Here is a 20,099-nt window from a genome sequence, read left to right on the forward strand (position 1 = left end):
GCCCGGCGGCAAGCCCCGCAGCAAGCAGCCAGAAGCAAAGCGCGCGCAACGCCCACGCGGCGCGCGCCGACGGAAAGAATTCAGGAATACATTAGCGAGAGCGTTATGCCCAAGCGGACAGACATCAAGAGCATTCTCATTATCGGCGCGGGTCCGATCATCATCGGCCAGGCGTGCGAGTTCGATTACTCGGGCGCGCAGGCATGCAAGGCGCTGCGTGAGGAAGGCTACAAGGTCATCCTCGTCAACAGCAATCCGGCGACGATCATGACCGACCCGAACACGGCCGACGTGACCTACATCGAGCCGATTACGTGGGAAGTGGTCGAGCGCATCATCGCGAAGGAGCGCCCGGACGCAATCCTGCCGACCATGGGCGGCCAGACCGCGCTGAACTGCGCGCTCGATCTCCACGCGCATGGCGTGCTCACGAAGTACAACGTCGAGCTGATCGGCGCGTCGCCGGAAGCCATCGACAAGGCGGAAGACCGCCAGAAATTCAAAGACGCGATGACCAAGATCGGCCTCGGTTCGGCCAAGTCGGGCACCGCGCATTCGATGGAAGAAGCGCTGTCGGTGCAAGCAGACATCGCGGCACAAACCGGCAGCGGCGGCTATCCGGTCGTGATCCGCCCGTCGTTCACGCTGGGCGGCTCGGGCGGCGGCATCGCGTACAACCGCGAAGAATTCGAAGAGATCTGCAAGCGCGGCCTCGATCTGTCGCCCACGCGCGAGTTGCTGATCGAAGAATCGCTGCTCGGCTGGAAAGAGTACGAGATGGAAGTGGTCCGCGACAAGAAGGACAACTGCATCATCGTCTGCTCGATCGAAAATCTGGACCCGATGGGCATCCACACCGGCGACTCGATCACCGTCGCGCCGGCGCAAACGCTCACCGACAAGGAATATCAGGTGCTGCGTAACGCGTCGCTCGCTGTGCTGCGCGAAATCGGCGTGGACACGGGCGGCTCGAACGTGCAGTTCTCGATCAATCCGAAAGACGGCCGGATGATCGTGATCGAAATGAACCCGCGCGTGTCGCGTTCGTCGGCATTGGCGTCGAAGGCCACCGGCTTCCCGATCGCCAAGGTCGCGGCCAAGCTGGCGGTCGGCTACACGCTCGACGAGCTCAAGAACGAAATCACCGGCGGCCAGACGCCGGCATCGTTCGAACCGACTATCGACTACGTCGTCACCAAGATTCCGCGCTTTGCGTTCGAGAAATTCCGCGAAGCCGATTCGCGCCTGACCACGCAGATGAAGTCGGTCGGCGAAGTCATGGCGATTGGCCGCACCTTCCAGGAGTCGTTCCAGAAGGCGCTGCGCGGTCTTGAAGTCGGCGTCGACGGTCTGGACGAAAAGACCACGAACCGCGACGAGATCATCCGCGAAATCGGCGAAGCCGGCCCGGATCGTATCTGGTACGTGGGCGACGCGTTCCGTATCGGCATGACGGCGCATGAAATTTTCGAAGAGACGTCGATCGACCCGTGGTTCCTCGCGCAGATCGAACAGGTCGTGCTGAAGGAAAAGGCGTTGGCCGGCCGCACGCTCGCGAGCCTTTCGAAGGAAGAGCTCAAGTATCTGAAGCAGAGCGGCTTCTCCGACCGGCGTCTCGCGAAGCTCGTCGGCGCGAAGCCCGCTGAAGTGCGCGCGCGCCGCATCGAGTTGAATGTGCGTCCGGTGTACAAGCGCGTCGACACGTGCGCGGCGGAGTTCGCGACGAAAACCGCGTACATGTACTCGACCTACGAGGAAGAGTGCGAAGCGAACCCGACGAACAACAAGAAGATCATGGTGCTGGGCGGCGGCCCGAACCGGATCGGCCAGGGCATCGAGTTCGACTACTGCTGCGTGCACGCCGCGCTCGCCATGCGCGAAGACGGCTACGAAACGATCATGGTCAACTGCAACCCTGAAACCGTTTCGACCGACTACGACACGTCCGACCGTCTGTACTTCGAATCGCTCACGCTTGAAGACGTGCTCGAAATCGTCGACAAGGAAAAGCCGGTCGGCGTGATCGTGCAATACGGCGGCCAGACGCCGCTGAAGCTCGCGCTCGACCTTGAAGCGAACGGAGTGCCGATCATCGGCACGTCGCCGGACATGATCGACGCCGCCGAAGACCGCGAGCGTTTCCAGAAGCTGCTGCAAGACCTCGGCCTGCGTCAGCCGCCGAACCGCACCGCGCGCGCCGAAGACGAAGCGCTGAAGCTCGCCGACGAAATCGGTTATCCGCTCGTCGTGCGTCCGTCGTACGTGCTGGGCGGCCGCGCGATGGAAATCGTCCACGAACCGCGCGATCTCGAGCGCTACATGCGCGAGGCCGTGAAGGTATCGAACGATTCGCCGGTGCTGCTCGACCGCTTCCTGAACGACGCGATCGAATGCGACGTGGACTGCATTTCGGACGGCGAGGCGGTGTTCATCGGCGGCGTGATGGAGCACATCGAACAGGCGGGCGTGCACTCCGGCGACTCGGCTTGCTCGCTGCCGCCGTACTCGCTGTCGAAGGAAACCGTGGCTGAGCTCAAGCGCCAGACCGGCGCGATGGCGAAGGCGCTGAACGTGATCGGTCTGATGAACGTGCAGTTCGCGATTCAGCAAGTGCCGCAGGCGGACGGCTCGAAAGAAGACGTCATCTACGTGCTGGAAGTGAACCCGCGCGCTTCGCGCACGGTGCCGTACGTGTCGAAGGCGACCAGCCTGCCGCTCGCCAAGATCGCGGCGCGCGCAATGGTCGGCCAGAAGCTCGCGCAGCAAGGCGTGACGAAGGAAATCGAGCCGCCGTATTTCAGCGTGAAGGAAGCGGTGTTCCCGTTCGTCAAGTTCCCGGCAGTCGATCCGGTGCTCGGACCCGAAATGCGTTCGACCGGCGAAGTGATGGGCGTGGGCCGCACGTTCGGCGAAGCGCTCTTCAAGTCGCAGCTCGCGGCGGGCTCGCGTCTGCCGGAGTCGGGCACGGTGCTGCTGACGGTGATGGACGCCGACAAGCCGAAGGCCGTCGAAGTCGCGCGCATGCTGCACGAACTCGGTTATCCGATCGTCGCCACCAAGGGTACGGCAGCCGCGATCGAAGCGGCCGGCGTGCCGGTGAAGGTCGTCAACAAGGTGAAGGACGGCCGTCCGCACATCGTCGACATGATCAAGAACGGCGAGATCGCGCTGGTTTTCACGACCGTCGACGAAACGCGCGCGGCGATTGCCGATTCGCGTTCGATCCGCATGAGCGCGCAGGCCAACAAGGTCACGTACTACACGACGATGTCGGGCGCGCGCGCGGCGGTCGAAGGCTTGCGCTACCTGAAGGACCTGGAAGTCTATGATTTACAAGGTTTGCACGCTCGCCTAAACTAAGGCTTCGAATACCTGTCCAGGATGTAAGTGCCGCGGTTAAGCGGCGTTTCGCAGGTGCTGTGGTCCGGGTTTTCCCCCGGCCGCCGGCTCCCGCGAAATGCACTTAACCGCGGTGATTTTTTTTACGGCCGTTTTTTGTTCCAAAGCGCTCCCATCTGCCGCTTTAGCGCCAGATCCCAAAAAGGGCCGGGAGGGTTTGGAGCGGCCCGGCGTTTTTTCGAGAGTTGTTTATGAGCACTATTCCATTGACCAAGCGCGGCGCAGACATGCTGCGCGACGAATTGCAGCGGCTGAAATCGGTCGAGCGTCCCGCCGTGATCAACTCGATCGCGGAAGCGCGCGCGCAGGGCGATCTGTCCGAAAACGCGGAATACGATGCCGCGAAAGAGAAGCAGGGCTTTATCGAAGGCCGCATCGCCGAGATCGAATCGAAGCTGGCGGGCGCGCAGGTGATCGACCCGTCGCAAGTGGAGGCGGACGGCCGCGTGGTGTTCGGCGCGACCGTCGAACTGGAAGACCTGGACTCGGGCGCATCGGTCAAATATCAGATCGTCGGCGACGACGAAGCGGACATCGACCACGGCCTCATCTCCATCAGTTCCCCGATTGCGCGCGCGCTGATCGGAAAGTCCGAAGGCGATGTCGCGTCCGTGCAGGCGCCAGGCGGCGTGCGCGAGTACGAAATCATCGCGGTCAGCTACGTTTGAAGGCGACTCCGGTGTCACTGATGCCGCATCGAATCTTTCGTCTGCTGACGGTCGTGTGGGTCGGCAGTCTGCTGACTATCGGCTATGCAGTCGCGCCGGTGCTGTTCACGTCGCTCGACCGGTCGACGGCGGGCGCGGTGGCGGCGCAACTGTTTCGCATCGAAGGTGTGCTTGGCGCCGTCTGCGGCATTTTGCTGCTCGGTCTCGCCAACGTGGTGATCCGGCGCGGCGGCAACGCGTACCGGCGCTTGCGCTGGCTGGTGGCCGGCATGCTGGTCTGTGTGCTGGTCGGTTATTTCGCGTTGCAGCCGTTCATGAACGCGATGCGCGTGGCCGCGCTGGAAGCGGGCACGGACATCGCGCATTCCGCCTATGCGGCACGCTTCGGCATGCTGCACGGCGTTTCGAGCGTGTTCTACCTGATCGAAAGCCTGCTGGGCATTGTGCTCGTGTGGAAATTGCCCGTGGGCACGGGAGCCGGCGCCGCGCAGCAGGGCGCTCGCGACGATGTGTCTGGAAAAGTAGCGGGCTAGGAAGGCTGGCGGTTGCGGCAGGCGCCGCACGCAGCGCAGGCAAGGTGCAGCTCGCGCCGCACCGTTAATCCGCCTGCTTGTTTCAATCGATTATTTCGACTGCTTATTTCGACTGATGCGCGCGCTTCGCGCTGGTTTGCCGCTTCTTCGCGCGCTTGATGTTGCCGCCTTGCGTGACGCGCTCGTTGCCGCGCACCAGCACGGCTTTCGCCTTCGGCTTGCGCATGGGCACTTCGCTCGGCTTCACGACCTTGACGACGCGCGGCGCACGGCCCTTGCCGGGGTTGGCTTCGACAGCGGCTTCGCGGGCGCTCGGCAGTGCGCCGCGTTTGCCTTTTATCGCGGGTTGCGCGGCGGCTTCGGGCTTCCAGATGACCAGCAGCTTGCCGATATGCTGGATCGGCGCGGCGTTCAGCTTGTCGCAGATCTGCTCGTAGATCGCGATGCGCTCTTCGCGTTCGTCGCCGAACACGCGGATCTTGATCAGCTGATGAGCTGCGAGGTGGACTTTGATCTCGGCGAGCACGGCGTCGGTCAAACCTTCGGCGCCGACGAGCACGACCGGTTTGAGCGCATGTGCCTGGGAGCGCAACTCGGCGCGTTGGTCGGAAGAGACTTTGAGGGCGGGCATGTGAAGTGGGAGACTCGACTAAAATGGCGGCACCTGCGCTCCCCAGTCCGTCTTTCGGCGAATTGGAGCGGAACACGATTGGGACACTGCGGCAGGCGGCGCGTCAGGACAACAGAATCGCGGATAACTGCCAGTTTTCTGGCGGGAGCCGCGCGAATTAACCGCGTATTATCCGCTAAAGCGTGACATGACGCAGCAAGAGTTCAACGTTTAATGGCAAAAAACAAGTTTAATACGGCGTGGCTGCACGACCACATCAACGATCCCTACGTGAAAATGGCGCAGCGGGAAGGCTATCGCGCCCGCGCCGCCTACAAGCTGAAGGAAATCGATGAGCAGGACAAGCTGATCCGGCCGGGGCAGGTCATCGTCGATCTCGGCTCGACGCCGGGCAGCTGGAGCCAGTACGCGCGCAACAAGCTCGCAAAAGGGTCGCAGCGCGACGCGGAGCGTCAGGGCGGGATCGACGGCACGATCATCGCGCTCGACCTTCTGCCGATGGAACCGGTCGCCGACGTCCACTTCATTCAGGGCGACTTCCGCGAGGAAGCCGTGCTCGGCCAACTGGAAGAATTAGTCGGAGAGCGGCAAGTCGATCTTGTAATTTCGGATATGGCGCCCAACCTGTCGGGAGTGGCATTGGCGGATGCGGCGCGAATCGAGCATTTGTGCGATCTCGCGCTGGAATTTTCGCAAAATCACCTGAAACCGGATGGTGCCCTTTTAGTCAAATGCTTTCACGGCAGCGGTTACAGCCAGATTGTCGAAAAGTTCAAGCGCCAGTTCAAGGTGGTGGCTGCCCGCAAGCCCAAGGCTTCGCGGGACAAGTCGTCGGAAACGTTTATTTTGGGTAAGCATCTGAAAAGGCCCGCGTAGGGCGCCGCGTAGTCCCCGCCATGCTATTTCTGTGGTAGCGAAACCTTATGGCAGGGGTCTGCGGACTGGATTAGAATGCTTTCGTGGTGCCGCAAGGCAAATGTAGGCGCCCGTCTAAGTGAAGGAGTGGTGCTTTGAACAACAATATGTTTTCGAAGGCAGCAGTGTGGCTGGTTATCGCACTGGTGCTATTTACGGTGTTCAAGCAGTTCGACAAGCCCCGTGTCCAGGAAGGCGTTTCCTATTCGCAGTTCATGGACGACGCGAAGAACGGCAAAGTCAAGAACGTCATTGTCCAGGGGCGGAACCTCACGGTCACTCCAGCAGACGGCCAGAAGTACCAGATCGTGTCGCCGGGCGACATCTGGATGGTCGGCGATCTGATGAAGTACGGCGTTCAGGTAAGCGGCAAGGCTGACGACGAACCCAATGCGCTGGTTTCCGCGCTGTATTACCTGGGGCCGACGATCCTCATCATCGGTTTCTGGTTCTACATGATGCGACAGATGCAGGGAGGCGGGAAAGGCGGCGCCTTCTCGTTCGGCAAGTCGCGCGCGCGTCTGATCGACGAAAACAACAACGCAATCAATTTCACCGACGTCGCCGGTTGCGACGAAGCGAAGGAAGAAGTCTCCGAACTGGTCGATTTCCTGCGCGACCCGCAGAAGTTTCAGAAGCTCGGTGGCCGTATTCCGCGTGGCGTGCTGCTCGTCGGCCCACCGGGAACGGGTAAGACGCTGCTTGCTCGCGCCATCGCGGGCGAAGCGAAAGTGCCGTTCTTCAGCATCTCGGGTTCGGACTTCGTCGAAATGTTCGTCGGCGTCGGCGCGGCTCGTGTGCGCGACATGTTTGAGCAGGCGAAGAAGCACGCACCGTGCATCGTGTTCATCGACGAAATCGACGCGGTCGGCCGTCATCGCGGCGCCGGCATGGGCGGCGGTAACGACGAGCGCGAGCAGACGCTGAATCAGATGCTCGTCGAAATGGACGGCTTCGAGGCGAACTCCGGCGTCATCGTGATCGCCGCAACGAACCGTTCGGACGTGCTCGACAAGGCGCTGCTGCGTCCGGGCCGTTTCGACCGCCAGGTGTACGTCGGTCTGCCGGATATTCGCGGCCGCGAACACATCATGAAGGTTCACCTGCGCAAGGTGCCGATTTCGAACGACGTCGACGCAGCGGTCATCGCGCGCGGCACGCCGGGCTTTTCGGGCGCCGATCTGGCGAACCTCGTGAACGAAGCGGCATTGTTCGCGGCACGCCGCGGCAAGCGCATCGTCGAAATGACGGATTTCGAAGACGCGAAGGACAAGATCTTCATGGGTCCGGAGCGCAAGTCGGCCGTGATCCGCGAAGAGTCGAAGCGCGCTACCGCGTATCACGAGTCGGGCCACGCAGTCATCGCGAAGCTGCTGCCGAAGGCCGACCCGGTGCACAAGGTCACGATCATTCCGCGTGGTCGGGCATTGGGCGTCACGTGGCAGTTGCCGGAACACGACAACGAAACGTACTCGAAAGACTATCTGCTTGACCGTCTTGCGATTCTGTTCGGCGGCCGCGTTGCGGAAGAGTTGTTCCTGAACCTGATCAGCACGGGCGCGTCGGACGACTTCAACAAGGCCACGCAAACCGCGCGCGCCATGGTCGCTCGCTTCGGCATGACCGACGCGTTGGGACCGATGGTCTACGTGGACGACGAAAACGACGCCACGCCGTTTGGTCGCGGCTTCACGCGCACCATTTCGGAAGCCACGCAGCAGAAGGTCGACGCGGAAATTCGCCGCGTGCTGGACGAGCAGTACAACCTCGCGAAGCGCCTGCTGGACGAAAACCGCGACAAGGTCGAGGCAATGACCGCCGCGCTGATGGAGTGGGAAACGATCGACGCCGATCAGATCAACGACATCATGGCAGGACGTCCGCCGCGCTCGCCGAAGAGCTCGCCGCCGTCGGCAAGCGACGCGTCGTCGGGCGGCAGCCCCGGTACGGAAGTCAAGCCGGGTAGCGCGACCGCGCCGGCCTGATCGGCTGGCAGTAGAAAGTGCGGGCCGGTGTGTTTCACACCGGCCCGTTTTGCATTTATCCGCCTATTCGACTTCACGCTACGTGTCTACCGCCGCTTTCTCTCCTTCCACCATCCCCGAGCCGTTGCAGTGCGGGCGGTTCAAGCTGAGCTTCGAACGCCCGTTGGTCATGGGCATCCTGAACGTCACGCCCGATTCTTTCTCCGACGGCGGCCAGTACGCGATGCGCGCCGATGCGTTGCGCCAGGCGGAGCGCATGATGCTCGAAGGCGCGGACATCATCGACATTGGCGGCGAATCGACGCGCCCCGGCGCGCCGCCCGTGCCGCTCGACGAAGAACTCGAGCGCGTGATCCCGCTTATCGAGCAACTGCGCGGCGCCAACATGCCGCTCTCGGTCGACACCTACAAGCCCGAAGTGATGCGGCATGCACTGAGCGCGGGCGCCGATCTGATCAACGACATCTGGGGCTTTCGCATGCCCGGCGCCGTGGATGCGGTGCGCGACAGCGACTGCGGCCTGTGCGTGATGCACATGCTGGGCGAGCCGCAGACCATGCAGCTCGGCGAGCCGGCTTACGGCGATGTCGTCGGCGAAGTCAGGCAGTTTCTGGAGGAACGCGTGGCGGTGCTTACGCAGGCGGGCATCGCGCGTGGCCGGATCAGCGTGGACCCCGGCTTTGGTTTCGGCAAGGCCGTGGTCGAGCACAATTACGCGCTGCTCGCGCGGCTCGCGGACACCGCGCCGCGGGCAGAGCCGCCGTATCCGATCCTCGCGGGCATGTCGCGCAAATCGATGATCGGCGCCGTCACCGGTCGCGCGGCGCCGGAGCGCGTCGCGGGCAGCATCGCCGCGGCGGTGTTGGCTGCGGAACGCGGCGCGGCAATCCTGCGCGTGCACGACGTCGCGCAAACAGTAGACGCATTGAAAGTCTGGGCAGCACTGCGCGACGCGGCGAATGGCGCCGGCCCGCGCGGATGAGCCCAAAGCAAGGAGGAATATAAAAGATGGCACGTCGTTATTTCGGCACGGACGGTATTCGGGGCAAGGTCGGCGAAGGGCCTATTACGCCGGAATTTGTATTGCGGCTCGGCTATGCAGCGGGCAAGGTGCTCGTCGGCGCGGACCGCTGGGCGCGCACGGGCACGCGGCCCACGGTGCTGATCGGCAAGGACACGCGGGTGTCGGGCTACATGCTCGAGGCCGCGCTCGAGGCGGGTTTCTCGGCGGCCGGTGTCGATGTGATGCTGGCGGGCCCGATGCCGACGCCGGGCATCGCGTATCTGACGCGCGCGCTGCGGCTCGCGGCCGGCGTCGTGATCAGCGCGTCGCACAATCCGTATTACGACAACGGCATCAAGTTCTTTTCCGCCGACGGCAACAAGCTGCCGGACGACGTCGAATCGCAGATCGAAGAGCACCTCGAGTTGCCGCTCGCCTGCGCGGCGTCGGAGCAACTCGGCAAGGCGCGGCGTCTCGACGACGCAGCGGGCCGCTACATCGAGTTTTGCAAGAGCACGTTTCCGGCCGCGTTCGATTTGCGCGGGCTGAAGCTGGTGGTCGATTGCGCGCACGGCGCCGCGTATGACGTCGCGCCGCACGTCTTTCACGAGCTGGGCGCCGAGGTCATTCCGATCGGCGTCGCGCCGAACGGCTTCAATATCAACGACGGCGTCGGCGCGACCGCGCCCGATGCGCTGGTGCGCGCGGTGCGGGCGAATCACGCGGACCTCGGCATCGCGCTCGACGGCGACGCCGACCGTCTGCAGGTCGTCGACGCGGCAGGACGTCTCTATAACGGCGACGAACTGCTGTACGTGCTGGTGAAGGACCGCATCGCGACCGACGGCAAAGTGGAAGGCGCGGTCGGAACCTTGATGACCAATATGGCCGTCGAGGTCGCGTTGCAGGCGGCGGGCGTCAAGTTCGTGCGCGCGGCAGTCGGCGACCGCTACGTGCTCGAGCAGTTGCGCGAGCACGGCTGGCAGCTCGGCGCGGAGGGGTCCGGCCACATTCTGTCGCTCGACCGCCATTCGACGGGCGACGGCATCGTCTCCGCGCTTCTCGTGCTTGCCGCAATGAAGCGCAGCGACAGCACGCTCGCCGAACTGCTCGACGGCGTCACGCTGTTCCCGCAGAAGCTGATCAATGTGCGCATGAAGCCGGACGCTGACTGGAAGGGCAGCGACGCTATCCGGCGCGCGATTGCGAGCGCGGAAGACGCGCTCAATGGCCGCGGGCGCGTGCTGATTCGCGCGTCGGGCACGGAGCCGGTGCTGCGCGTGATGGTCGAGGCGGAACACGTCGACGATGCGCTGCGGCACGCGGAAGCAATCGCGGCCGCGGTGAAGCAGGCGACGGCGTAAGCGGTCACTCACCTGCGAGCGTGGCGGCGGTGTGTCGCCCTGCTTATCTGTAGGACCGTGGGCGTTTTCCGCCGCAGTTGCCTGACGGAACGCGCCCGCCAAACCGCATATCTGCCCTGGCTTAGGCGCGTCTGCGGATCTTTCTACTCATTCGCGGTCGCCGCGCTCGGCCGGCGCCCGTGCATTCGCCCACTGGCGTACCCGGAAGCCCGCAGCCGCCAGCGCAGCCGCGCCCACGCTGACACCCGCCACAACCACCGCACCCGCAGCCGCCACACCCGCCTCTCTGCCCCGGCGCAAGAGCGCCTTCCAGCCGGACCGTCCCGTCCTGGTCGCATCCGCAAACGTTCGCGCCCCATCTTTTTCGCCTAATCTCTACAAGGCACGGCCAAACCGCCACCAAGCCACCGATCTACCCGCGCAAACGCCTTTCACATTAGTAACCCCACTGTCACACGCGTTTCACGGTTAGTCACGTTACTGTCACAAAGAGACCCTAAGCTTCGCGGTGTTCAGTTATCCGCTCACACCGCTCACACCTTGGAGGTTTCGATGAAATTGATGCAAACCGTGTTCGCTGGCGTCGCTGGCGCGTTCTTCGCGATGGCCGCAAACGCAGCAGACATCACCGGCGCGGGCAGCACCTTCGCAGCACCGATCTACACGAAGTGGGCCGACGCCTATCAGAAGTCCGGCGGCGGCAAGGTTAACTACCAGGGCATCGGCTCGTCGGGCGGCGTGAAGCAGATCATCGCCAAGACCGTCGATTTCGCCGGTTCCGACGCTCCGCTGAAGGACGACGAACTCGCGAAAGACGGCCTGTTCCAGTTCCCGACGGTGGTCGGCGGCGTGGTGCCGGTCGTCAACGTGCCGGGCGTGAAGCCGGCTGAACTGGTGCTGTCGGGCGAAGTGCTGGGCGACATCTATCTGGGCAAGATCAAGAAGTGGAACGATCCGGCGATCGTTGCACTGAACCCGAAGGTCAAGCTGCCCGACACCGACATCGCCGTGGTGCGCCGCGCCGACGGTTCGGGCACGAGCTTCATCTGGACGAACTACCTGTCGAAGGTCAACACCGAATGGAAGTCGAAGGTCGGTGAAGGTTCGACGGTCAACTGGCCGACCGGCACGGGCGGCAAGGGCAACGACGGCGTCGCGGCTTTCGTGCAACGCCTGCCGGGCGCAATCGGTTACGTCGAATGGGCGTACGCGAAGCAGAACCACATGACCTACGTCGCGCTGAAGAATTCGACGGGCACGGTGGTCGAGCCGAAGACGGACACGTTCAAGGCAGCGGCAGCGGGCGCGGACTGGTCGAAGTCGTTCTACCAGATCCTCACGAACGAGCCGGGCAAGAACGCATGGCCGATCGTCGGCGCAACCTTCGTGCTGTTGCACACGACGCAGGAAAAGGCGCCGCAAGGCAGCGAAACGCTGAAGTTCTTCGACTGGGCGTTCAAGAACGGCACGCAGGCCGCTAACGATCTGGACTACATCTCGCTGCCGGAATCGGTCGTGTCGGAAATCAAGACGCAGTGGAAGTCGAAGGTGAAGGACGCTTCGGGCAAGCCGATCGCCGAGTAAGCACCGCCCCCGCAGTAATGGGCAACCGCTTCACGTAACACATTGGCCGTCCTCGCGTGAGGACGGCCAATGGCATTGACCGGCGCCGCTTTCATCGGCCGAACCTGGCGGGCGCCAGTGTCATCAGTGCATGTACGCACCACCTGCATCATCCGCCGCGCGACATACGTCGCATGGCAACTGGAAAAGGTCCATCAGGCTCTTATGTCCGACATCCAATTAGCGTCAGGCGCACCGGGAGCGACGCCGCCAGGCAGCGCCTCGCAGCAGAAAGCGCCTAGCCGCGCCGGCGACGTGATCTTCGGCGGCCTTGCGCGCCTTGCCGCCATCGTTACGCTGTTGCTGCTCGGCGGCATCATTGTGTCGCTCGTCGTCGCCTCCATGCCGTCGATCAGGCAGTTCGGCCTCAGCTTCCTGTGGAACGCCGAATGGGATCCGCCCAGCAAGCAGTTCGGCGCGCTGGTGCCGATCTACGGCACGATCGCCACGTCGATCATTGCACTCATCATCGCGGTGCCTGTGAGCTTCGGCATCGCTCTCTTTCTGACCGAACTCTCGCCCGCGTGGCTGCGCCGGCCGCTCGGCATCGCGATCGAACTGCTGGCCGCGATTCCGTCGATCGTCTACGGCATGTGGGGTCTGCTCGTGTTCGCACCGATCTTCGCGACGTGGTTCGAGAAGCCGCTCGGCGCGGTGCTCGGCGGCATTCCGGTGATCGGCGCGCTGTTCCAGGGCGCGCCCATCGGCATCGGCATTCTGTGCGCCGGCGTGATCCTCGCGATCATGATCATTCCGTACATCGCTTCGGTGATGCGCGACGTCTTCGAAGTCACGCCCGTGTTGCTGAAGGAATCGGCGTACGGCATCGGCTGCACGACGTGGGAAGTGATGTGGAAGATCGTGCTGCCCTTCACGAAGAGCGGTGTGATCGGCGGCGTGATGCTCGGCCTCGGCCGCGCGCTCGGCGAAACGATGGCCGTGACCTTCGTGATCGGCAATACGAATCTGCTCGACAACGTGTCGCTCTTTTCGCCGGGCAACAGCATTACGTCGGCGCTCGCCAATGAATTCGCCGAAGCCGATCCGGGCCTGCATACGTCGGCGCTGATGGAGCTCGGCCTCATCCTCTTTGTGATTACCTTTATCGTGCTGGCGATTTCCAAGGTCATGCTGCTGCGTCTCGAGAAAGGGGAGGGCGCGAAATGAGCCGGACCACCTTGAACATGCCGGGTTCGAACGATGCGGCCGCGCTCGAAAAAATGCGCGTGCGTCTGCAAGGACGCCGCCGCCTGCAAAACGCGATCGCGTTGACGCTGTCGCTCGCGGCAATGGCCTTCGGTCTGCTGTGGCTGGTCTGGATTCTGTACACGACGCTGCGCCTCGGCATCGGCGGCTTGTCGATTGAACTGTTCACACAGTCCACGCCGCCGCCGAATACCGATGGCGGCGGTCTCGCCAACGCGATCGTCGGCAGCTTGATGCTGGTTGTGCTCGCAACATTCGTCGGCACGCCGATCGGCATTCTCGCCGGCGTCTATCTTGCGGAATACGGGCAGAAGGGCTGGCTCGCGAGCGTCACGCGCTTCATCAACGACATTCTGTTGTCGGCGCCATCGATCGTCGTCGGTCTCTTCGTCTATGCGCTCGTCGTGGCGAAGATGGGCCACTTCAGCGGCTGGGCCGGCGTGTTCGCGCTCGCGCTGCTGCAGATTCCGATCGTGATCCGCACCACCGAAAACATGCTGAAACTCGTGCCGAACGCATTGCGTGAAGCGGCGTTCGCACTCGGCACGCCGAAGTGGAAGATGGTGCTGTCGATCACGTTGAAGGCGTCGATTGCGGGCATCGTCACCGGCGTGCTGCTCGCGGTTGCACGCATTGCAGGCGAAACGGCGCCGCTGCTTTTCACCGCGTTGTCGAACCAGTTTTTCTCGGCGGATATGAGCCAGCCGGTGGCCAATCTGCCCGTCACGATCTACAAGTTTGCGATGAGCCCGTTCGCGCAATGGCAATCGCTCGCGTGGGCCGGCGTCTTCCTGATCACGCTCGCGGTGCTGGGACTGAACATCCTCGCGCGCACGATCTTTTCGAACAAGTAAGGGCGGAGTGTAATCCGATGAACATGGCAGAAACTCAACTCAATCCGATCTCGCGTCCCACTGCGCCCGCCGGTTTCGATCCTGCACAAAGCGGCCAGGAGCCGTCGCCGTCGCGTCCGAAGATCGAGGTCAACGACCTGAACTTCTTCTACGGCAAGTATCACGCGCTGAAGAACATCAACCTGCAGATTCCCGAAGGCAAGGTGACCGCATTCATCGGTCCGTCGGGCTGCGGAAAGTCGACGCTGCTGCGCACCTTCAACAAGATGTATGCGCTGTATCCGGAGCAACGCGCCGAAGGCGAGATCCTGATGGACGGCGAAAACCTGCTGACGTCCAAGCGCGATATTTCGCTGCTGCGCGCGCGCATCGGCATGGTGTTTCAGAAGCCGACACCGTTCCCGATGTCGATCTACGACAACATCGCGTTCGGCGTGAAGATGTTCGAATCGCTGCCGCGTTCGGAAATGGACGACCGCGTCGAATGGGCGCTCACGAAGGCCGCGCTCTGGAACGAAGTGAAGGACAAGCTCGGTCAGAGCGGCTACGGTTTGTCCGGCGGCCAGCAGCAGCGTTTGTGCATCGCGCGCGGCATTGCGATCCGTCCTGAAGTGCTGCTGCTCGACGAGCCTTGCTCGGCGCTGGACCCGATTTCGACAGGCCGTATCGAAGAACTGATCGCCGAATTGAAGAGCGATTACACGGTCGTGATCGTCACGCACAACATGCAACAGGCGGCCCGCTGTTCGGACTACACTGCCTATATGTACCTGGGCGAACTGATCGAGTTCGGCGACACCGAAAAGATCTTCATCAAGCCGGTCCGTAAAGAAACGGAAGACTACATTACAGGCCGCTTCGGCTAATTCGCCGGGCAAAACAACGGAGTACGACATGTCCGATAAACATTTGTCCAGCCAGTTCGACGCCGACCTGAACCTGGTTTCCTCGAAGGTGCTCGAAATGGGCGGCCTCGTCGAATCGCAGATCGTCAACGCGATGCAGGCGCTCAACGAATTCGACCTCGACATCGCCGAGCAGGTGATCGCCGCCGAAGAGCGTCTGAACAAAATGGAAGTGGAAATCGACGAGGAATGCAGCAACATCATCGCGCGCCGTCAGCCGGCCGCGCGTGACTTGCGTCTGTTGATCGCGATCTCGAAGACCATCACGAACCTCGAGCGCGCCGGCGACGAAGCCGAGAAAATCGCCAAGCGCACCAAGCGTCTGATGGAAGACGGCGCGTCGCGCACCATCAATATCGCCGAGATCAAATTGTCGGGCGAAATGGCGGTGTCGATTCTGCGCCGCGCGCTCGACGCGTTCGCGCGTCTCGACACGGTGGCCGCCGCGCAGATCGTGCGCGACGATAAAGCGATCGACGAAGAATTCCGCGCGTTCGTGCGCAAGCTGATTTCGTACATGACCGAAGATCCGCGTTCCATTTCGGTGGGCCTCGATTTTCTGTTCATTGCGAAGGCGATCGAACGCATCGGCGATCACGCGAAGAACATCGCCGAATTTATTATTTACATCGTGAAGGGCACGGACGTGCGGCACAAGTCGCGCGACGCGCTCGAACGCGAAGCGCTCAGTTAATCCAGAGATAAGGACCAGAGGTGCCGATGCCCAGCAGCATTCTCGTCATTGAAGATGAGCCCGCCATTTCCGAATTGATTTCGGTGAATCTTCAACACGCCGGACACTGCCCGATTCGCGCGTACAACGCGGAACAGGCGCAGAACCTGATCAGCGACGTACTGCCCGACCTCGTGCTGCTCGACTGGATGCTGCCGGGCAAGTCGGGCATTGCGTTCGCGCGCGACCTGCGCAACAACGAACGCACGAAGCACATTCCGATCATCATGCTGACCGCGCGCGGCGACGAGCAGGACAAGGTGCTCGGCCTCGAAATCGGCGCGGACGACTACGTCACCAAACCGTTTTCGCCGAAGGAACTGATGGCGCGCATCAAGGCGGTGCTGCGCCGCCGCGCGCCGCAATTGACCGAAGACGTGGTCGCGATCAACGGGTTAAAACTCGATCCGGCGACCCATCGCGTGGCCGCGCATGCCGAAGGCAGCGAGATCAAGCTCGATCTCGGTCCGACCGAATTCCGTCTGCTGCACTTTTTCATGACGCACCCGGAGCGCGTGCACAGCCGCACGCAACTGCTCGATCAGGTGTGGGGCGATCACGTGTTCGTCGAAGAGCGCACCGTCGACGTGCATATCAAGCGTCTGCGCGCGGCGCTCAAGCCGGCAGGTTGCGATGCTATGATCGAGACGGTCCGCGGCAGCGGCTACCGCCTGGCCAAGAGCGCCTGATCTCAGCTTGATCCTGCGCGATCTCTTGCAGCGGCGGCGCGCACGCCGTTTTCTTCGATCGTTTTAGACCATGAACATCATCTGGGCGCGCTCCGTCGTTTCGATCGTGCTGCTCGCCATCCTGTGCGTGGTGGTCGGCGCATTAGTGAACGTGAAGGCGGCATTGATCCTCGCGGTCGTCATGCTGCTTTTGCAGAGCCTCTTCGGCACTTTCCATAAAGAGCGTTTGTGGCGTTTGCTCGACGCGCCGGTGTACGGCGAAGTGCCGAGCGCCCCCGGCATCTGGGGCGAAATCTACTACCGTCTGCATAAGCTCGCGAAGCGCTGGCATGCGCAGGTGCGCCAGGTCGAGCAGCAGCATTCGCGCTTCATTCAGGCTATTCAGGCGTCGCCGAACGGCGTCGCGATGCTCGACGATCACGATCAGATCGAGTGGTGCAATGCCATTTCCGAAGAACATTTCGGGCTCGACGCGAAGCGCGATTTGCGTCAGCACATCACGCATCTGGTGCGTCAGCCGGACTTCGTGCGCTATCTGAATTCGCATCAGTACGAGCAGATGCTGATCATGCGCGGCATGGGCGAGAAGCGGCAGAACGTGCTGTCCGTGCAGGTGTTTCCTTATGGCGAGAATCGCAAGCTGGTGCTGTCGCAAGACATCACCGAGCTCGAGCGCACCGACGCGATGCGCCGCGATTTCGTCGCCAATGTGTCGCATGAACTGAAGACGCCGCTCACGGTTCTGTCGGGCTTTCTCGAAACGATGCGCGAGCTGCCGTTAAGCGAAGCGGAACGCGCGCGTTATCTGGAGCTGATGGAGCAGCAGGCGTCGCGCATGCGCCATATCGTGAACGATCTGCTGGTGCTCGCCAAACTCGAAGGCGACAACAAGCCGCCGAGCGATCAGATGATCGACATGCGCGCGGTATTGCGGCATCTGCGCGACGACGCCGAGAGCCTGTCGAGCGACCACCACATCATCACATTCGAAGCGGACGAAGGGCTGACCGTGACGGGCGTCGAAACCGAGCTTCTGAGTGCGTTCGGCAATCTCGTGACCAACGCGATTCGTTATACGCCCGACGGCGGCGCGATCAGGGTGAGCTGGCAGACGCAAGGCGGCGCCGCGGTGTTCTCGGTGACCGATAGCGGCCTCGGCATTCCGGCCGCGGACATTCCGCGGCTCACGGAGCGCTTTTATCGCGTGGACCGCAGCCGCTCGCGCGACACCGGCGGCACGGGCCTCGGACTCGCGATCGTCAAGCATGTGCTGCAACGGCACGACGCGCAGCTCGACGTGAAAAGCGAGGAAGGGCGGGGCAGTACGTTTAGCGTGAAGTTTCCGTTGTATCGCACGACGCGCCGGCAACCGGCGCATGCATAACAGCGCCGCTGTCAAAGACAAAGCCCGCTAAGGAAGCCCGCTAACCAAGCGGGCTTTTTTTATGCATCAGCGCACCCGCATGTGGCGGGTGCCAACACTCACGAGCAGAACTTCGCCAGCAGACTCATCTGCGCGTTGCGCGACGACTTGCCGGGCCGCCGCCGACGATAATGCCCGTCGCTTTGCATGAGCCACGCCGACTGATTGTCGCCGAGAAACGCCGACAGCCCCTCGGCGATCACGCGCCGCTTCAGCCGCCGGTTATTGACCGGGAACGAGACTTCGACGCGGCGGAAGAAGTTGCGATCCATCCAGTCCGCACTCGACAGATACACCTGCTCGCGGCCGTCGTCGTAGAAATAATAGATGCGATGATGTTCGAGAAAGCGCCCGACAATCGAGCGCACCGTGATGTTTTCCGACAAACCCGGCACGCCTGGCTGCAACGAGCATACGCCGCGCACGATCAGATCGATCTTCACGCCCGCCTGCGACGCTTCGTACAACTCCGCGATCACCGTGGGTTCGAGCAACGCGTTCATCTTCGCGACGATGCGCGCCTTCTTGCCCGCACGCGCATGCTCGGCTTCGGCACGAATCGCCTCGACGAGTTTCGGATGCAGCGTGAACGGCGATTGCCACAACTCGTGCAGCTTAAGTTCGCCGCCAATGCCGGTCAGTTGCTGGAATACATGATGCACGTCCTCGCAGATCTTCTGGTCCGCGGTCATCAGGCCGAAGTCGGTATAAAGACGCGCGGTGCGCGGATGATAATTGCCGGTGCCGAGATGCACGTAACGCTTGAGCGTCGTCTTGCCGCCCACCGTCGCGCGCCGCACGATCAGCATCATCTTCGCGTGGCACTTGTGGCCGACCACGCCGTACACCACGTGCGCGCCGACCGCTTCGAGTTGCGAAGCCCAGTTGATATTCGTTTCTTCGTCGAAGCGCGCAAGCAGTTCGACCACGACCGTCACTTCCTTGCCGTTGCGCGCGGCTTGCATGAGCGCGTCCATCAGCGGCGAATCGGTGCCCGTGCGGTAGATGGTCTGCTTGATCGCGACCACGTTCGGATCTTTAGCCGCCTGCAACAGCAACTCGAGCACCGGCTGAAAACTCTCATACGGATGATGCAGCAGCACGTCGCCCTGGTCGATCACGTCGAACATGCTCGCGGCATTCGCGATATGCGCGGGAATAGCCGGAATGTGCGGCACGAACTTGAGGTCCGGCCGATCGACCATCTCCGGCAACTGCATCAAACGCACGAGATTAACCGGACCGTCCGCGTAATAACAGTCCTTGTTCGAGAGGCTGCTTTCGTCGAGCAGACGCCGCACGACATGCGCTGGCGTTTCCGCCGATACTTCGAGCCGCACCGCATTGCCCAGATGCCGCGCGGGCAACTCGCCCTGCAGCGCGACACGCAGATTGGTGATTTCGTCTTCATCGACGAAGAGTTCGCTATTGCGCGTGATGCGAAACTGATTGCAGCTACGCACGACGAGATTCGGAAACAGCTCGCCGACAAAGCGTTGCAGCAGCGAGCTCAGCAGAACGAAACCATGCGGATAGCCCGACAGTTCCTGCGGCATGCGCACGAGCCGCGGCAACGCGCGCGGCGCCTGCACGATGCCCATCATCGCCTGACGGCCGAAGGCGTCCTTGCCTTCCAGTTCAACGACGAAGTTCAGGCTCTTGTTGAGCACGCGCGGAAACGGATGCGCCGGATCGAGACCGATGGGCGTGAGCACCGGCAGCAGTTCGTCGAAGAAATAATTGCGCGCCCATTCGGTCTGCGCCTCGTTCCATGCTTCGGTGCCGTGAAAATAGATGCCTTCCGCTTCGAGCGCGGTAAGCACTGTGTCGTGCAACATCGTGTACTGCCGATGCACGAGCTTTTGCGCACGCTCGACCACAAGGTCGTACACATGCTGCAGCGACATGCCGTCCGGCGACAGCGCGCCGGGGTTGTCGCGCATCTGCTCCTGCAGTCCGGCCATGCGGACTTCGAAGAATTCGTCGAGATTGCTACTGGTGATGCAGATGAAACGCAGGCGTTCGAGCAAAGGAACGGCGGGGTCGGCAGCTTGCGCCAACACACGCTCGTTGAAACCCAGAATGCCCAGCTCGCGATTCAATAAGGGGTAGCGGATGGACATCGGCAGCGAGAATGGAATTTCGGGTATAGGGGCGGAAAGACGCTC

At 62.4% G+C, this 20,099-nt stretch carries 16 protein-coding genes; 14 read left to right on the top strand and 2 right to left on the bottom strand.

All coding sequences use genetic code 11. The features are described 5' to 3' along the window. The first annotated feature begins 105 nt into the window (after positions 1-105). The 3 genes from carB to C8K18_RS01185 all read left to right on the top strand — a co-directional run bounded on the left by carB (position 106) and on the right by C8K18_RS01185 (position 4,600). A complete protein-coding gene (carB, locus tag C8K18_RS01175; protein WP_006051978.1) occupies positions 106-3,360 on the top strand; it encodes a carbamoyl-phosphate synthase large subunit in 3,255 nt (1,084 codons plus the stop codon). A gap of 230 nt (positions 3,361-3,590) precedes the next feature. Beyond that, positions 3,591-4,067 (top strand): transcription elongation factor GreA, encoded by a 477-nt coding sequence (gene greA / locus C8K18_RS01180; RefSeq protein ID WP_013340018.1) that lies wholly within the window; start codon positions 3,591-3,593, stop codon positions 4,065-4,067. 20 nt (positions 4,068-4,087) lie between these two features. Then, complete coding sequence (locus tag C8K18_RS01185; protein ID WP_029967739.1) at positions 4,088-4,600, top strand: DUF4149 domain-containing protein; 513 nt, start codon at positions 4,088-4,090, stop codon at positions 4,598-4,600. A gap of 103 nt (positions 4,601-4,703) precedes the next feature. Here C8K18_RS01185 and C8K18_RS01190 read toward each other — a convergent pair whose 3' ends face one another. Continuing rightward, a complete protein-coding gene (locus tag C8K18_RS01190; protein ID WP_006051981.1) occupies positions 4,704-5,231 on the bottom strand; it encodes a YhbY family RNA-binding protein in 528 nt (175 codons plus the stop codon). 213 nt (positions 5,232-5,444) lie between these two features. Between C8K18_RS01190 and C8K18_RS01195 the strand changes: the two genes are divergently transcribed. The 11 genes from C8K18_RS01195 to phoR all read left to right on the top strand — a co-directional run bounded on the left by C8K18_RS01195 (position 5,445) and on the right by phoR (position 17,892). Then, positions 5,445-6,107, top strand: coding sequence for an RlmE family RNA methyltransferase (locus tag C8K18_RS01195; protein WP_006051982.1), 663 nt, complete (start codon positions 5,445-5,447; stop codon positions 6,105-6,107). Between the two features lie 134 nt (positions 6,108-6,241). After that, entirely contained in the window at positions 6,242-8,131 is a 1,890-nt protein-coding gene (ftsH, locus tag C8K18_RS01200) for an ATP-dependent zinc metalloprotease FtsH (RefSeq protein ID WP_006051983.1), read from the top strand. Between the two features lie 82 nt (positions 8,132-8,213). Next, a complete protein-coding gene (gene folP / locus C8K18_RS01205) occupies positions 8,214-9,113 on the top strand; it encodes a dihydropteroate synthase (protein WP_107706457.1) in 900 nt (299 codons plus the stop codon). A gap of 26 nt (positions 9,114-9,139) precedes the next feature. Then, positions 9,140-10,498 (top strand): phosphoglucosamine mutase, encoded by a 1,359-nt coding sequence (gene glmM / locus C8K18_RS01210; protein WP_029967735.1) that lies wholly within the window; start codon positions 9,140-9,142, stop codon positions 10,496-10,498. Positions 10,499-11,050: 552 nt separating this feature from the next. Further along, positions 11,051-12,082, top strand: a complete 1,032-nt coding sequence (pstS, locus tag C8K18_RS01225) for a phosphate ABC transporter substrate-binding protein PstS (protein WP_006051986.1) — start codon at positions 11,051-11,053, stop codon at positions 12,080-12,082. A gap of 204 nt (positions 12,083-12,286) precedes the next feature. Next, on the top strand, positions 12,287-13,288 hold the full coding sequence (pstC, locus tag C8K18_RS01230; protein WP_029967734.1) for a phosphate ABC transporter permease PstC: 1,002 nt from the start codon (positions 12,287-12,289) through the stop codon (positions 13,286-13,288). Further along, a complete protein-coding gene (pstA, locus tag C8K18_RS01235) occupies positions 13,285-14,181 on the top strand; it encodes a phosphate ABC transporter permease PstA (RefSeq protein WP_107706458.1) in 897 nt (298 codons plus the stop codon). Before pstC ends, pstA begins: the two co-directional genes overlap by 4 nt. A 17-nt stretch (positions 14,182-14,198) precedes the next feature. Further along, positions 14,199-15,047 (top strand): phosphate ABC transporter ATP-binding protein PstB, encoded by an 849-nt coding sequence (gene pstB, locus C8K18_RS01240; protein ID WP_006051989.1) that lies wholly within the window; start codon positions 14,199-14,201, stop codon positions 15,045-15,047. 28 nt (positions 15,048-15,075) lie between these two features. After that, positions 15,076-15,780 (top strand): phosphate signaling complex protein PhoU, encoded by a 705-nt coding sequence (gene phoU, locus C8K18_RS01245; protein WP_006051990.1) that lies wholly within the window; start codon positions 15,076-15,078, stop codon positions 15,778-15,780. A gap of 26 nt (positions 15,781-15,806) precedes the next feature. Then, complete coding sequence (gene phoB, locus C8K18_RS01250; RefSeq protein WP_006051991.1) at positions 15,807-16,508, top strand: phosphate regulon transcriptional regulator PhoB; 702 nt, start codon at positions 15,807-15,809, stop codon at positions 16,506-16,508. A gap of 70 nt (positions 16,509-16,578) precedes the next feature. Next, positions 16,579-17,892 carry a phosphate regulon sensor histidine kinase PhoR gene (gene phoR / locus C8K18_RS01255; RefSeq protein WP_006051992.1) on the top strand — a complete coding sequence of 438 codons (1,314 nt, stop codon included), beginning with the start codon at positions 16,579-16,581 and terminating at the stop codon, positions 17,890-17,892. A gap of 98 nt (positions 17,893-17,990) precedes the next feature. Here phoR and ppk1 read toward each other — a convergent pair whose 3' ends face one another. Next, positions 17,991-20,054: a polyphosphate kinase 1 gene (gene ppk1, locus C8K18_RS01260; protein ID WP_006051993.1), complete on the bottom strand. Its 2,064-nt coding sequence runs from the start codon at positions 20,052-20,054 to the stop codon at positions 17,991-17,993. Positions 20,055-20,099 lie beyond the last annotated feature (45 nt).

This window comes from Paraburkholderia sp. GV068 (genome assembly GCF_003058125.1).
Taxonomy (GTDB): domain Bacteria; phylum Pseudomonadota; class Gammaproteobacteria; order Burkholderiales; family Burkholderiaceae; genus Paraburkholderia; species Paraburkholderia graminis.

What these genes read in the sequence shown, in the direction of transcription:
- C8K18_RS01185 (WP_029967739.1), top strand. Translation starts at nt 4,088, where the DNA reads ATGCCGCATCGAATCTTTCGTCTGCTGACGGTCGTGTGGGTCGGCAGT.
- C8K18_RS01190 (WP_006051981.1), bottom strand. Translation starts at nt 5,231, where the DNA reads ATGCCCGCCCTCAAAGTCTCTTCCGACCAACGCGCCGAGTTGCGCTCC.
- ppk1 (WP_006051993.1), bottom strand. Translation starts at nt 20,054, where the DNA reads ATGTCCATCCGCTACCCCTTATTGAATCGCGAGCTGGGCATTCTGGGT.
- glmM (WP_029967735.1), top strand. Translation starts at nt 9,140, where the DNA reads ATGGCACGTCGTTATTTCGGCACGGACGGTATTCGGGGCAAGGTCGGC.
- pstA (WP_107706458.1), top strand. Translation starts at nt 13,285, where the DNA reads ATGAGCCGGACCACCTTGAACATGCCGGGTTCGAACGATGCGGCCGCG.
- phoB (WP_006051991.1), top strand. Translation starts at nt 15,807, where the DNA reads ATGCCCAGCAGCATTCTCGTCATTGAAGATGAGCCCGCCATTTCCGAA.
- pstB (WP_006051989.1), top strand. Translation starts at nt 14,199, where the DNA reads ATGAACATGGCAGAAACTCAACTCAATCCGATCTCGCGTCCCACTGCG.
- C8K18_RS01195 (WP_006051982.1), top strand. Translation starts at nt 5,445, where the DNA reads ATGGCAAAAAACAAGTTTAATACGGCGTGGCTGCACGACCACATCAAC.
- carB (WP_006051978.1), top strand. Translation starts at nt 106, where the DNA reads ATGCCCAAGCGGACAGACATCAAGAGCATTCTCATTATCGGCGCGGGT.
- pstS (WP_006051986.1), top strand. Translation starts at nt 11,051, where the DNA reads ATGAAATTGATGCAAACCGTGTTCGCTGGCGTCGCTGGCGCGTTCTTC.
- pstC (WP_029967734.1), top strand. Translation starts at nt 12,287, where the DNA reads ATGTCCGACATCCAATTAGCGTCAGGCGCACCGGGAGCGACGCCGCCA.
- phoR (WP_006051992.1), top strand. Translation starts at nt 16,579, where the DNA reads ATGAACATCATCTGGGCGCGCTCCGTCGTTTCGATCGTGCTGCTCGCC.
- greA (WP_013340018.1), top strand. Translation starts at nt 3,591, where the DNA reads ATGAGCACTATTCCATTGACCAAGCGCGGCGCAGACATGCTGCGCGAC.
- phoU (WP_006051990.1), top strand. Translation starts at nt 15,076, where the DNA reads ATGTCCGATAAACATTTGTCCAGCCAGTTCGACGCCGACCTGAACCTG.